12 protein-coding genes are annotated in these 13,193 nt (G+C 70.5%); 4 read left to right on the forward strand and 8 right to left on the reverse strand.

The features are described from left to right. Window positions 1-7: 7 nt before the first annotated feature. From ACFYNP_RS18875 to ACFYNP_RS18910, 8 genes are all read right to left on the reverse strand, one after another. Window positions 8-1,054, reverse strand: a complete 1,047-nt coding sequence (locus tag ACFYNP_RS18875) for an NAD-dependent epimerase/dehydratase family protein (RefSeq protein ID WP_388786553.1) — start codon at window positions 1,052-1,054, stop codon at window positions 8-10. Further along, window positions 1,048-2,478 carry an aspartate aminotransferase family protein gene (locus tag ACFYNP_RS18880; RefSeq protein WP_388406679.1) on the reverse strand — a complete coding sequence of 477 codons (1,431 nt, stop codon included), beginning with the start codon at window positions 2,476-2,478 and terminating at the stop codon, window positions 1,048-1,050. Before ACFYNP_RS18880 ends, ACFYNP_RS18875 begins: the two co-directional genes overlap by 7 nt. Before the next feature lie 68 nt (window positions 2,479-2,546). Then, the gene (locus ACFYNP_RS18885; RefSeq protein WP_388786556.1) at window positions 2,547-3,503 is read right to left on the reverse strand and encodes a lysylphosphatidylglycerol synthase domain-containing protein; all 957 of its coding nucleotides are present in this window, start codon (window positions 3,501-3,503) and stop codon (window positions 2,547-2,549) included. Continuing rightward, entirely contained in the window at window positions 3,500-4,459 is a 960-nt protein-coding gene (locus ACFYNP_RS18890; protein WP_388406685.1) for a UbiA prenyltransferase family protein, read from the reverse strand. Before ACFYNP_RS18890 ends, ACFYNP_RS18885 begins: the two co-directional genes overlap by 4 nt. 78 nt (window positions 4,460-4,537) lie before the next feature. Continuing rightward, on the reverse strand, window positions 4,538-5,557 hold the full coding sequence (locus ACFYNP_RS18895) for a glycosyltransferase family 2 protein (protein WP_388786559.1): 1,020 nt from the start codon (window positions 5,555-5,557) through the stop codon (window positions 4,538-4,540). 89 nt (window positions 5,558-5,646) lie between these two features. Then, a complete protein-coding gene (locus tag ACFYNP_RS18900; protein ID WP_388786561.1) occupies window positions 5,647-5,859 on the reverse strand; it encodes a hypothetical protein in 213 nt (70 codons plus the stop codon). A gap of 72 nt (window positions 5,860-5,931) precedes the next feature. Then, the gene (locus ACFYNP_RS18905; RefSeq protein WP_388406694.1) at window positions 5,932-6,120 is read right to left on the reverse strand and encodes a hypothetical protein; all 189 of its coding nucleotides are present in this window, start codon (window positions 6,118-6,120) and stop codon (window positions 5,932-5,934) included. A 335-nt stretch (window positions 6,121-6,455) separates the two neighbouring features. Beyond that, the gene (locus tag ACFYNP_RS18910) at window positions 6,456-7,220 is read right to left on the reverse strand and encodes a GntR family transcriptional regulator (protein WP_388407024.1); all 765 of its coding nucleotides are present in this window, start codon (window positions 7,218-7,220) and stop codon (window positions 6,456-6,458) included. Window positions 7,221-7,684: 464 nt separating this feature from the next. Between ACFYNP_RS18910 and ACFYNP_RS18915 the strand changes: the two genes are divergently transcribed. From ACFYNP_RS18915 to ACFYNP_RS18930, 4 genes are all read left to right on the forward strand, one after another. Next, window positions 7,685-8,965 carry an extracellular solute-binding protein gene (locus tag ACFYNP_RS18915; protein ID WP_388786564.1) on the forward strand — a complete coding sequence of 427 codons (1,281 nt, stop codon included), beginning with the start codon at window positions 7,685-7,687 and terminating at the stop codon, window positions 8,963-8,965. Between the two features lie 75 nt (window positions 8,966-9,040). Beyond that, complete coding sequence (locus tag ACFYNP_RS18920; RefSeq protein WP_388406700.1) at window positions 9,041-10,039, forward strand: carbohydrate ABC transporter permease; 999 nt, start codon at window positions 9,041-9,043, stop codon at window positions 10,037-10,039. A gap of 29 nt (window positions 10,040-10,068) precedes the next feature. Further along, entirely contained in the window at window positions 10,069-10,938 is an 870-nt protein-coding gene (locus ACFYNP_RS18925; protein WP_388786566.1) for a carbohydrate ABC transporter permease, read from the forward strand. A 9-nt stretch (window positions 10,939-10,947) separates the two neighbouring features. After that, a complete protein-coding gene (locus ACFYNP_RS18930) occupies window positions 10,948-12,477 on the forward strand; it encodes a glycoside hydrolase family 3 protein (RefSeq protein WP_388786569.1) in 1,530 nt (509 codons plus the stop codon). Window positions 12,478-13,193: the final 716 nt, after the last annotated feature.

Raw genomic sequence — 13,193 nt, forward strand, 5'->3', positions numbered from 1 at the left:
GGATCGTTTAGAACAGCACCTTGGCCAGGGAGAGGGCTCCCTGCCGCCACGGTTCGACACTGGTGACGCCCTGCCCCTTGGCCGGGGCGCGCTTCGTCCGCCGCTGCTCCCGCCACCAGGCGTAGGTGCGCAGGATGGCGTCCTGGTTGGAGTGGCGCGGGCTGAAGCCGAGCTGCTCGCGGGCCCGCTCGGTGCTCACGTACGAGTCGTCGAGCAGCTTGTGCAGCAGGCGCCCGTAGACCGGGGAGAGCCGGGTGCGCTGGAGTGCGTTGAGCGTGGCGAGCGCGGGCCTGGCGGGCAGCGAGCGGACCCGCTTGCCGTGCCCGGCCGCGTCGAGCACGGCCTGGAAGTCCTCCCGCAGGGTGCCGAATCGCGTGGCGCCCAGGTTGAAGGTGCCGTCCGCGCGCTCGGCCGGCGCCTCCATCGCGGTGACGACCGCGTCCACCAGGTCGTCCACGTCGAACATCTGGATGCGGACGTCGCCCTTGCCGAGGACGGGGAAGTGTCGTCCCTCCTCGGCCCATTCGAAGAGCATCGCGAACAGGCCCATGCGGCCGGGCCCGAGGAAGGTCTTGGGCCGCAGGATCGGCAGACACATCTCCCGGCCCCGGAACCGCTCGGCCACCTCCTCGGCCTCCGCCTTGGCCGCGCTGTAGGTGTCGACCGGTTCGCGCGGATAGTCCTCGGGGGTGGGCACCACCTTGGGGAGCCCGTACACGGCCGTCGACGATATGTGCACGAAGCGCGGTACGCCGTTGGCCTCGGCCGCGCCGAGCACCGACTCGGTGCCGCCGACTATCACCGAGCGGATCTGCTCTGCCGGGTAGCTGGGCAGCGCGGCCGCGCAGTGCACCACCACGTCCGCATCGGCCGTCGCGCGCTTCATGGCGACGGCGTCCCGTACGTCCGTGACCGTGTGGGTGAGGCGGTCGTGCGGAGTGGCCGGCGCCCGCAGGTCTACACAGTGCACCTCGTGCCCGTCGGCGAGCAGCCGGCGTACGAGCGTCGAACCGAGCATCCCGGCACCGCCGGTCACGACTGTCCTGGTCACCACAGCGACGACACCTTCTCCTTGACGAAACGGGTGAGCAGACGCGGCAGGCCCTGCGCGAGGGTGGCGTCCAGGGACTCCAGGAAGTACTCGACCTCGTGGTCCTCGGTGATCAGCGAGGGGGCCGCCATCAGCGGGTTGTCGCCGTTGAGGGTGTAGTAGGCGTAGATGCCGTGGTCGCGGTAGAGCGCGTTCACCACCGAGGAGGTGATCAGCTTGGTGCGGAAGCGCGGGTCCTTGGTCATCGCGCCCGGCACCAGCTTGGTCGCCAGCTCCAGGACCTTGGGTCCCTTGTGCAGGAACACCCCGTGCAGCGCGCCCGCGCCGCGCACCTCGGACACCGTGTCCGGGTGCTCCTTGGCGATGCGTTCCAGGCCGGGCCCGAGGATGCGCTCGATGGCCCGGGCCCGGGCCGGATAGTCGTCCTCGACGGCGATGTTGACCGCCTCGATGGCGGTGACCGCCTCTTCGCCGAAGCCGTAGTAGGTGGTGCTCGTCGACTGGAGCAGGGCGTCCGTGAGGTTGTCGTACGCCTTGCGGAAGACCGGCTCCCGGGCGATGAACGCCGAGATGGAGGACTTGCCGCCGCCGAACGACTTGGACGTGGTCAGGATGTCCGGGACCAGACCCTCGTAGCGCATGAAGTAGAAGAGGCTGCCGGTCTTTCCCCAGCCGGTGTAGATCTCGTCGAAGAGCAGCACGATGTCCTCGCGGGTGCACAACTCCCGCAGTCCGCGCAGGAATTCCTCCGAGCAGACGTTCATGGTGGAGGCGCTGAGCGGCTCGATCAGGATGCAGTAGACGTCCGAATCCCCTTTCGCCGTACGGGACTTGGCGACCTCGCGCTCGACGGCCGCCAGGTCGCCGTACGGGAAGACGCCGACGCCGGGGATGCCGGGGAACTGGAAGGTGGACTGGTTCTGCCCGGTCAGGCTGCCCGAGCCGAGCAGCTTGCCGTGGAAGCTGATGTCGGCCCGCAGCACCCGGGAGCGGCGTCCGCCGTGGTACTTGTACGCCAGCTTGACCGCGCCCTCGACCGCCTCCGCACCGGAGTTGGGGAAGAACGACATGGTGAGGTCGCCGGGCAGCAGCTCGGCCAGGTTGTGGCCGAGGGCGGCGATGTAGGGCGAGAAGTAGGTCTTGTGGACCTCCATCCGCCGCTCGGCCTGGAAGCGCTGCCGGGCGGCCAGGATGCGGGGGTGGTTGTGGCCGTGGTTGAGGACCCCGACCCCACCGGTGAAGTCCAGGACGCGGCGGCCGTCGCGCTGGTGGATGTAGGCGCCCTCGGCGCGCTCCACGAGCTCCTGGCCGAAGCCGAAGGAGGTCATGAGCGAGACCTGGCTGCGGTTGACGTGGTCCTTGTACAGGCCGTGGACCTGCTTGGTGGTCAGCGACTCGCAGTCGTCGACGGAGTACAGCTGGGGCATGTGATCGGTCCCTCTTCGTGGAGGTTCATGAGGTTCGTGACGTTCAGGGAGCTGGGCGGCGGCGGGGGTCAGGTGGACGTGGCCAGGGCGGCGGGCCGGCCGGAGGTGCGGGTGAGGAGCAGCGCGGCCCCGCCGACCAGGACCTCGCTCAGGGTGCAGACGACCCGGCTCGCGACGGCCGCGGCGGCGGCGGCCTGCCAGGGCAGCACCGCGGAGAGCGCGAGCATCAGGACGGCCTCGCGGGCGCCCCAGCCGTCCGGCAGGACGACCACCAGGCTCGCGGCGGCGGTGGCGAGCGCGAACCCGCCCACGCACACCGGCAGCGCCTTGGCGGCGGGCGCGCCGAGCATCACGGCGAGCGCCCACAGATGCAGCCCGGACACCGCCCAGGACGCGGCCGCCGAGGCCATCGCCCGGCGCATCCCCGCATCGCTCGCGGTGGCGGTGGGTGCGGGGCGCCGGGCGAGCCTGGCACCCAGCGCGGCAAGGGAGTTGATGAGGCCGGGCCGGGCGGCGCAGGCGAGGGTGACCGCGACCGGGAGCAGCAGCCACCAGGCGTCGCCGCCCAGCGTCCAGGGCGCCGCGACCGGGCCGATGGTGAGGCCGGTGAGGACGGCCGCCATCAGGTTGAGCAGGAACACGGCGACGACCACCGGCCCCGGCACGCCCACCGCGCGGCCCATCCTGACCTGGGCGAGCACCCCCCACACCGCGCCGGGCAGGTACTTGCTGAGGAAGGACGTGAAGAAGATCCGGGTGGCGACCGGGCCCGGAATCCTCGGGCCGAGGTCGCCGAGCAGGGTGCGCCAGGTGGCCATGGACAGGAGCACGGCGCCCGCGTTGGCGGCGAGCGCGCCGAGCAGATAGGGCACGGCCCCGGGGCGCACCACCAGGTCGGCCAGGTCGCCGATCCGGTCGTGCAGGGCGAAGCCGATGCCGGTGGCGACGGCGAGCGGGAACAGGACGGGCACGGCCCGGCGCAGCGGGCCCCGCGGGGCGGCGGGGGCGAGTTCGGCGGCCGTCATGACGCGGTGTGCACGAACAGGGCGGAGCCGCCGACCAGAGCGGACCACAGCAGCGCGTTGGACACCGTCACGCGGTCCCGGAACAGGGCCCGGGACGGGTTGCCGCCGCCCGAGTCGACCATGAGCAGCTGGAGGTAGCGGGCGAGCCCGAACAGGGCGAACGGCGCCGTGAGCATCGCGACGGCGGTGCCGTGGTGCCCGAAGATCGCGCTGCCCTGCACCTGGAGCACATAGCTGATGGCGGTCAACACGGCCGCGAATCCGAGGAGTTGGTCGAGGAAGCCGACCGTGTAGCCGCGCAGCGCCGGCCGGTGCAGCACGCCGCCCACGGTCATCTCGTGGCGCCGCTTGCCCAGGATCAGCATCAGGCACAGCGAGAACACGCACAGCACCAGCCAGTTCGGCACGGGCGAGGACGCGGCGAGCGCGCCCTGGACGAGTCGCAGGACGAAGCCGAGCGCGACGATGAAGACGTCGAGCAGCGGCACGTGCTTGAGGCCCCTGCTGTACGCCGCGTTGAGGCCGAGGTAGGCGACGACCGGCCACCAGGCGGCGACCGGGGTCACGCCGAGCAGCGCGCAGCCGGTGACTGCCGCACCGAGCAGCACGACCAGCGCCGCGGCGAAGGTGACGGCCGTGCCCACCCCGACCCGCCCCGCGGCGATGGGGCGGTTGCGCTTCTGCGGGTGGCTGCGGTCCCGGTCCCGGTCGCTGATGTCGTTGACCAGGTAGACGAGCGCGGACGCGAGGGTGAAGGCGAGGACGGCCGCGGCGGCGCCGCCGAGCAGTTGCCCGGCCGGGCGCTGGGCGCCGAGCAGTCCGAACGGCACCACCACCAGGTTCTTGGACCACTGGCCGGGCCGGACGAGGGAGAGGAGATCACGGAGGAGGCCGGGAGGCCGGGCCTGCTGGGTGCGGGCCGGCTGCTGGGCGAGCGTGGGGCCGAGAGTGGCCATGGACAGGCTCCAGTTGCTGACGGGCGGTGGCGGGGGGACGCCGGGTGGGGAGGCGGACGTGACGCGCGGGGCGGTCGCTCACCTGCGGCCGGCGGCGGGGACCGGGGTCCGGCGGCGCACGGTGGGCCCGAAGTCCGGTTCGGTGAGCCAGCGCACGACCCCGCGGGCCGCGCCGAGGACCAGGGCGAGGTGCAGTACGAAGTGGACGCCGGTGAACCACAGCAGGAACCCGGGCCCCTTGGTGCGCAGGACGAACCGGCTGAGCCCCGGGTCGGCGCAGGCGAAGACCAGGACGCACAGGGCGGGCACGAGCAGCAGCCACGGCGACAGCAGGCCGAGCGGCAGCGTGGGCGGCACGAGGGCCGTGGCGAGCACGCCGAGCGGCCGGTTGGCGCTGAGCCCGCCCGCCCGCATCTGCCCGACGGCCGCGACCAGGAGCTGGGAGCGCCGGTACTGCTCGCTCAGCATCGGCCCGAGCCGGTCGACGTCGTCGTGCCGCCCGGTGACGGTCTCCGACATGCGGATGCGGTACTTCTCGACGAGCCGGCCGCTGTACTCGACGTCCTCGGAATCCCGCAGGTTCTCGTCGAACGGCCCGATCTCCTCGAAGACGTGCTTCCAGATCGCGCCGAGCGCGAAGAACGCGGTGCGCACTTCCCCCGCGCCGCGGCGGCGCCAGAAGTGGGCGTGCAGGGCGTGGTAGCGCTCGACGGGGCCGTCGTCGAAGAGCGGCTCGGGGTCGAGCACCCCGTGCACACAGCCGAGCCCGGGGTCGGCCTGGAGCTGGTCGACGGCGTTCGCCACGGCGTCCGGGGCGAGCGCGGTGTCGGAGTCGAGGAAGAAGAGGACCTCGCCGCGGGCGGCCGCCGCGCCGAGGTTGCGGGCGGCGGACACGCCTCCGTTGCGCGGACTGGCGATGAGCACGCAGGGGAATTCCCGTGCGATGTCGCGTGACCGGTCGGTGCTCGCGTCGTCGACGACAATGACGTCGAGCGGCGCGCAGGTCTGGGCGAACACCGATTCCAGACAGGCCCGCAGGGTCTTCTCGTAATTGAAATTGGGGATGATGACGGACACGCTCGGGCGGGCCCTGGGCATGGCGATTCCATTTCCGGAGTACGGGGAGGGTACGGAGGCGCGGGGGATACCGGGTGCCGTATTTCTGAGGCGCCGGCGATACGGCGGTGTCAGAGGAGCCTGAAGTCCGTGATGTGGAAGCGGGCGAACTCCGGCGACGCGGTGAGCAGTCGGGCGCAGATGTCCAGGGCGCGGCTCACGGCCTCGCTCTCGTCCGGACTCCTGAGGTAGAGGGCCAGCCGGATCGACCGCCCGATGACGAGCGCACGGGCCGGCCCGTCGTGTTCCCGGGGCGGGTCGATGCGCCGGAGCGTTTCGATCACCTGTGACTTCGTCGGGGGTTCCGCGTCGTCCCCGGGAGCGGCGGTCATCGAAATGCCGACGAGATAGATGGGTCAGCCCCAGGAGAATCCGTCGCCGGAGTCACCGGACGGAACGGGCGCGGGGGCGGTGACGGCGGTGGCGGCGGGATCGGCGATCTGGTGGGCCGGCCCGGAGGTGTTTCCCTGTGCGGTCAGTACGCAGGCGACCGAGGCGGCGACCGGAAGGAGAAGAGCCGCGATCGAACGGAATCTGGCACGCATGAGGACCACCTTTTGGTGAGGGTTTCGGCGGGAGTTTCGGGCCGATCGGATTTCCTTTGGCGAGTTCAAGACTGGCCGACACCGGGCGGGGTGTCATCGGAAAACGGGTGGCCACATCCGCGCGGCAGGACGGTGCCAGCACCCCCTGCCCCCTCCGGCGCCGCGGGCCCCGCGCCGAGCAGCGGATATGCCCGTGCGGGCACCTTGCTGCCAGGCACAACGTGCCTGAGACGGGCTGGAGTTGGAGCCGATGGCTCCGGAACGCCGAACGGCCACGCCCCGGGGGGCGTGGCCGTTTTCCGCGGTGCTCGGCGGGTCGGTGCTTGGCGGGTGGCTCAGTCGGTCGGGCGCTTCAGGCGGGCCACGAACTTGTACCGGTCGCCGCGGTAGACCGAGCGCACCCATTCCACCGGCTCGCCCTGGCCGTCGAGCGAGTGCCGCGACAGCATCAGCATCGGCAGGCCCACGTCGGTGCCGAGCAGCCCGGCCTCGCGCGGGGTGGCGAGCGAGGTCTCGATGGTCTCCTCGGCCTCCGCGAGATGCACCCCGTACACCTCGGCGAGCGCGGTGTAGAGGGAGGTGTACTTCACCAGGGAGCGGCGCAGCGCCGGGAAGCGCTTGGCGGACAGGTGGGTGGTCTCGATGGCCATCGGCTCGCCGCTCGCCAGGCGCAGCCGCTCGATGCGCAGGACCCGGCCGCCCGCGCCGATGTCGAGCAGCCCGGCGAGGGTGTCGTCGGCGGTGACGTACCCGATGTCCAGGAGCTGGGAGGTCGGCTCAAGGCCCTGGGCCCTCATGTCCTCGGTGTACGAGGAGAGTTGGAGCGGCTGGGAGACCTTGGGCTTGGCGACGAAGGTGCCCTTGCCCTGGATGCGCTCCAGGCGGCCCTCGACGACCAGTTCCTGGAGGGCCTGGCGCACGGTGGTGCGGGAGGTGTCGAACTCGGTGGCCAGCGTCCGCTCGGGCGGCACCGGGGTGCCGGGCGGAAGGGTTTCCGTCATCTCCAGCAAGTGGCGCTTGAGGCGGTAGTACTTGGGCACGCGAGCGGTCCGGGCGCCGGCGCCCGCGTCCGTCTCGTTCCCGCCCGCGTCGGCGGCCATGGTCTGCCTTCCCGAGTGCTGCGCTGCTGCCGTCACCGGCTCCTCCGTCTGTCGCGGCTCACATGGTGGCACGGACCGGTCACGGGTCGTCGCCCTCCGTCAGGGTGTCGGTCCGGTAACGCGATCGACAAGCCCTTCTTATACACCGCCGCGCGGCGGACGTGCGGGGAAGTGTGCAAGTTGGTCTAAACCATTAAAGCCCAGCCGGCTCTCCGGGGCGGCCCGCGGTGGGGCCGATCGGGCGCGTGGGGGCGGAGTTGAGGGGCGTCCGGGGCGGTGAGGTGTCGGTCCGATAACGGACGGTCTCAGCGTTCTTATCGACTCTTGACACCCCAATAGGTCTAGGCCAAGCTCCCGGTACTGGTCTAAACCATTAAAGACCAGATCCCAGCCCCACGGGCAGTACTCGTCGTATGTGGCATCGCGGTGGGCGGGGGGTTTCAGTCATCCCTGAGGAGAGTGGCGTGAAGCGCAAGCTCATCGCGGCGATCGGCGTCGCGGGCATCATGATCGGTGCCGCGGCATGCGGCGGCAGTGACAAGAAGGACGGCGCCGCGGGGGGCGACGCCAAGGAGCTGACGGTCTGGCTCACGGTCGACGCCCAGAAGAACTGGCCCGAGCTGGTGAAGGCGGCGGACGACGCGATCGTCGCCAAGCACCCCGGCCTGAAGATCAACCACGAGTACTACGGCTGGCCGGACAAGAACGCCAAGCTCGACGCCGTCCTCGCCACCGACAAGGCGCCGGACGTCGTGGAGATGGGCAACTCCGAGATGCCGTCCTACACCGGCAAGGGCGCCTTCGCCGAGGTCGACCCGTCGAAGTTCGACAACTCGGCCACCTGGCTCGACGCCCTCAAGGCGTCCGTCACGTCCAACGGCAAGACCTACGGCGTCCCCTACTACGCCGGCGGCCGCACGGCGACCTGGCGCAAGGACATCGCCAAGGACGCGGGCATCACCGCGACGCCGAAGACCTACGCCGAGCTGACGGCCGACCTGGACAAGGTGCAGGCCAAGGAGGGCGACAAGTTCAGCGCCTGGTACCAGCCCACCCGTGACTGGTACGCGGCCATGTCCTTCGTGTACGACGCCGGCGGCTCCATCGCCAAGCAGGACGGCGACAAGTTCAAGGCCAACCTGTCCTCGCCGGAGTCCATCAAGGGCCTCACCGAGTTCAAGAACGTCGTCGACAAGTACATGAAGGGCGACAAGACCAAGGACGAGGCGGACCGCCCGATCGTCTACGGCCAGGGCAAGTCCTTCCTCGTCTTCAGCCCGGCCTGGGAGGGCGCCAACGCCGCCCTGCCGGAGAACGACAAGGTCGGCAAGCTCGCCGACAAGATCGAGTCCTTCGTGATGCCGGCCCCGTCCGGCAAGGCCATGCCGGTCTTCCTCGGCGGCTCGGACCTCGCGGTCCCGGTCAAGTCCAAGGCGCAGGCGCTCGCCGCCGAGTGGATCAACGCGTTCACCGGCACCCAGGGCCAGAAGGGCCTGATCGCCAAGGGCAACCTGCCCAACAACAAGACGGACCTCGCACCGCTGAAGTCGGACCCGAAGACGGCCGTCCCGGCCACCGCGGCCGAGTCCAGCTGGTTCGTCCCGATGGCGGCGGGCTGGGGCCAGGTCGAGAAGGCCAAGATCCTCCAGGACATGCTCCAGGCCATCGGCACCGGTAAGAAGACGGTCGAGGCCGCCGCGAAGGACGCGGACGCCGCGATCGACAAGGTCATCAACAACAAGTGACCTTTGGGCAGGGCCCCGTCACGGTGACGGGGCCCTGCCTGGCCAGTTCCAGAGAGGGATCACCAGGAGCGCGCGATGAGTGCCGCAGAGACAACCACCGCCAAGGTGCCGCCGGCGCGGCGCGACCCACTACCGGGTGCTGGATCCGGTCATCCCGGCAAGCCGGGGAAGAAGCGCGGCACGGGCGGAGGAGCGGCGGTGCCCTGGGCACTGCTCGCGCCCTGTCTGATCGTCCTCGCGCTCGTCCTCGGTTATCCGCTGGTACGGCTCGTCACCCTGTCCTTCGAGAAGTTCGGGCAGCCGCAGCTGTGGGGCTTCCAGGCCGCCGAGTCGGTCGGCCTCGACAACTTCACCAACGTCCTCGGCGACAGCGAGTTCTGGCGCGTCGTCGTGCGCACCGTCGTCTTCGCCGCCACCGCGGTCGTCCTGACCATGGTCATCGGCATGTTCATAGCCCTGCTGCTCCAGCGGGTCTCGGGCTGGGTCAAGACCCTCATCAACATTGCCCTGGTGGCGAGTTGGGGCATGCCCATCGTCGTCGCGATCACCATCTTCAAGTGGATGTTCGACAGCGACTACGGCGTGCTGAACTGGCTGCTCAGCCAGTTGCCCGGGGTCGATGTCACCGGACACAACTGGTTCATCAGCAGCACCCAGGGCCTCGCCGTGATCATGCTGCTCGTGGTCTGGGGCGCGGTGCCGTTCGTGGTCATCACCCTCAGCGCCGGTCTCACCCAGGTCCCCAAGGAGCTGGAAGAGGCCGCCAGGCTCGACGGCGCCGGCTCCTGGGGCGTGTTCCGGCACGTCACGCTGCCGATCCTCAAGCCCATCATCGTGATGCTCGCGACGCTCTCGGTGATCTGGGACATGGGTGTCTTCCCGCAGGTCTTCGTGATGCGCGGCGGCCACCCCGAGCCGGAGTACCAACTCCTCACCACGTACTCGTACGACAAGGCCTTCGTCGTCAACGACTACTCGCAGGGCTCCGCGATCGCCCTGCTCACCGTGCTCCTGCTGCTCGGTGTGATCGCGGTGTACATGCGCCAGATGCTCAAGATCGGGGAAGTCGAGTGAGCATCGCGAACGGACAAGACGGAGTAACGATGGCTGCCTCGACCGCCACGGCGCCCGCCGCGCTGCGCGCCAAGCCCACCCGCAAGAAGACCAGGCTCGGCTGGAACCTGCTCGGCCTGCTCGTCTTCGTCACCGCGGGCTTCCCGGTCTACTGGATGCTGAACACCGCGTTCAAGCCCGCCAAGGAAGCGATCGACCCCGATCCGCACCTGTTCCCCACGCACTTCACGCTCGACAACTTCAGGCGGGCGCTCCAGATCGGCGACTTCTGGGGTTCGATCGGCCGGTCCCTGATCGTCTCGGTCGTCGTGGTGCTCATCGGGATCGTCGTCGGGCTGCTCGCGGCCCTCGCCATCTCCCGGTTCGCCTTCCGCGGCCGCAAGATCGTCATCATCGGCATCCTCGCGGTCCAGATGGTCCCGCTCGTCGCCATGATCATCCCGGTCTTCCTGCTGCTCAACGACCTCGGTCAGTACGACAAGCTCTCGGGCCTGATCATCACGTACCTGACCTTTATCCTCCCCTTCACGGTGTGGACGCTGCGCGGTTTCATCGTCAACGTCCCCAAGGAGCTGGAGGAGGCGGCCATGGTCGACGGCTGCACCCGCACCGGCGCCTTCCTCCGCGTGGTCTTCCCGCTGCTCGCCCCCGGCATGGTGGCCACCTCGGTCTACGGTTTCATCCAGGCCTGGAACGAGTACCTCTACGCCCTCATGCTGATGAGCCAGAATCATCAGACGGCGACCGTGTGGCTCTCCAACTTCACCACCCAGCACGGCACCGAGTACGCCCCGATGATGGCCGGATCGACCATGATGGCCGTCCCCATCGTGATTCTCTTCCTCCTCGTCCAGCGCAAGATGGCCGCGGGTCTGACGGCCGGCGCAGTGAAGGGATAACCCCGCCCCATGACGACTATGACCACGGGTTCCGACACTCTGACCCGCGACGCCCTCGCCGTGCTCCAGCCCGGGTTCGTCGGCACCACCGCGCCGGACTGGCTGCTGCGCCGCATCGACGAAGGCCTCGCCTCCGTCGGCCTGTTCGGCCGCAACATCGTCTCGGCCCCCCAAGTGGCCGCGCTGACCGCCCAGTTGAGGGGCGTGCGGGACGACCTCCTGGTAGCCATCGACGAGGAGGGCGGTGACGTCACCCGCATCGAGGTGCGCACCGGCTCGTCCTTCCCCGGCAACCTGGCACTCGGCGCGGTCGACGACCTGGACCTGACCCGCGAGGTCGCCCGCGAACTGGGCCGGCGGCTCGCGGAGTGCGGCGTCAACCTCAACTGGGCCCCGTCCGCGGACGTGAACTCCAACCCGGACAACCCGATCATCGGCGTCCGGGCCTTCGGCGCCGACACCGAGCTCGTGGCCCGGCACACCGCCGCCTACATCGAGGGCCTCCAGGCGTCCGGCGTCGCCGCCTGCACCAAGCACTTCCCCGGCCACGGCGACACCAACGTCGACTCGCACCACGCGATGCCCCGCATCGACGTCGATCTCGACACGCTGCACGCTCGTGAACTGGTGCCTTTCCGGGCCGCGATCGCCGCGGGCTCCAAGTCGGTCATGAGCGCGCACATCCTTCTTCCCGCGCTCGACCCCGCCCGTCCCGCCACGCTCAGCCCGCGCATCCTCACCGGACTGCTGCGCGAGGAGCTCGGCTACGACGGGCTGATCGTCTCGGACGCGGTGGAGATGCAGGCCATCGCGGGGACGGTAGGCATCGAGCGAGGCTCGGTCCTCGCGATCGCGGCGGGCGCCGACGCCCTGTGCGTCGGCGGCGGCCTGTCCGACGAGGGCACCGTACTGCGGCTGCGCGACGCGCTGGTCGCGGCGGTACGCGACGGCGAGCTGGCCGAGGAACGCCTGGCCGACGCCGCCGCACGGGTCCGTGCGCTCGCCGCGTGGGCCCAGCGGGCCAGGGGGGACGTGACGGCTCCGGGCGCGGCGGTGCAGGAGGGGACCGCGCCCGGCACCGGCACCGGTGTCTCCGGTGACATCGGCCTGGTGGCCGCGCGCCGGGCGGCCAAGGTCACCGCGTCGCCGTCGTGGCGCCCGCTGGAGCAGGCCCCGTACGTGGCCACGTTCACGCCCGTCATGAACATCGCGGTGAGCAGCGAGACCCCCTGGAGCATCGGCGCCGAACTCGACGGGCTGCTGCCCGGCACCGAGAGCGGCACCTTCGGCACGGACGCCGGCGCGGCCGACGTGCTCGCGGCCGCGGGGGAGCGCCGCATCGTCGCGGTCGTCCGTGACGAGCACCGCCACCCGTGGATGGCGGCGGCCCTGGACGCGCTGCTCGCGGCGCGCCCGGACACGGTCGTGGTGGAGATGGGCGTGCCGCGGGCGACCCCGCGCGGCGCCCTGCACATCGCCACGCACGGCGCGGCACGCGTGTGCGGACGGGCGGCGGCGGAAGCCATCGCGGGAGTCTGACACGCCCCACGATCACGTGGCGGGGTGACGGCCGGCGGGCCGTCACCCCGCCACGTTTGCATGTGCGGGTATGGCCAAGGCCGCGTGGAGGAGGTGTACGAAGGGGCCGAGTTCCGATGTCCGGGAGGGCCGACTTGTGCCAGCACCCCGGAGTGAGGAACTCCGCTTGGCCCGCCCGACGGGCCTCAACTCGACTTTGGGGAGGTCTACTTGACAGTACGTATCCCTTGTGTGTCCGGTGCGTGAACCCGTCCCTTTTGCGCCTTGCACCCCGTCAACTTGGGGCTTGACACCGGAAGTTGGTCTAGTCCACCTTTGAGGTACGCAAGATCGGTGCAGGTGTCCCCGGCTCACGAGCGGCACCGGGTCCAAGGAGGTGGCAACCCCGGCTCAGTCTTCGTGGAGACGTACGTGCTCCACCGGTTGACCGGCCGGCGCGACGGTGCGCCGATGTCGCCAACTCCGTTCCCTCCGTGCCTCTTTGCCCTTGCAATGCCGGCCGAGAACCGGTCGGCGCAGGACCGTGCCGAGGGCGCCCCGCATCGCCCGGCACCCCGCACCCCCGGCCCCGGACGGCCGCACGGCGCAGCCGGACGCGAGCACCCCGTCCGCCGAACCCATCCGCCCGCAGCGTTTCGCCGCCGACCGTGACCTCACCCGGCCCGCGCGATCCGCTCCGGCGGCCGCACCCTTCCCGCACTCGCCCCCGTCCTCGG

Source organism: Streptomyces sp. NPDC006691 (assembly GCF_042869955.1).
Taxonomy (GTDB): Bacteria; Actinomycetota; Actinomycetes; order Streptomycetales; family Streptomycetaceae; genus Streptomyces.

Bases quoted from the DNA above. Each gene is read 5' to 3' on its own strand.
- ACFYNP_RS18925 (WP_388786566.1), top strand. From the start codon at position 10,069: ATGGCTGCCTCGACCGCCACGGCGCCCGCCGCGCTGCGCGCCAAGCCC.
- ACFYNP_RS18930 (WP_388786569.1), top strand. From the start codon at position 10,948: ATGACGACTATGACCACGGGTTCCGACACTCTGACCCGCGACGCCCTC.
- ACFYNP_RS18880 (WP_388406679.1), bottom strand. From the start codon at position 2,478: ATGCCCCAGCTGTACTCCGTCGACGACTGCGAGTCGCTGACCACCAAG.
- ACFYNP_RS18895 (WP_388786559.1), bottom strand. From the start codon at position 5,557: ATGCCCAGGGCCCGCCCGAGCGTGTCCGTCATCATCCCCAATTTCAAT.
- ACFYNP_RS18910 (WP_388407024.1), bottom strand. From the start codon at position 7,220: ATGGCCGCCGACGCGGGCGGGAACGAGACGGACGCGGGCGCCGGCGCC.
- ACFYNP_RS18920 (WP_388406700.1), top strand. From the start codon at position 9,041: ATGAGTGCCGCAGAGACAACCACCGCCAAGGTGCCGCCGGCGCGGCGC.
- ACFYNP_RS18905 (WP_388406694.1), bottom strand. From the start codon at position 6,120: ATGCGTGCCAGATTCCGTTCGATCGCGGCTCTTCTCCTTCCGGTCGCC.
- ACFYNP_RS18885 (WP_388786556.1), bottom strand. From the start codon at position 3,503: ATGACGGCCGCCGAACTCGCCCCCGCCGCCCCGCGGGGCCCGCTGCGC.
- ACFYNP_RS18890 (WP_388406685.1), bottom strand. From the start codon at position 4,459: ATGGCCACTCTCGGCCCCACGCTCGCCCAGCAGCCGGCCCGCACCCAG.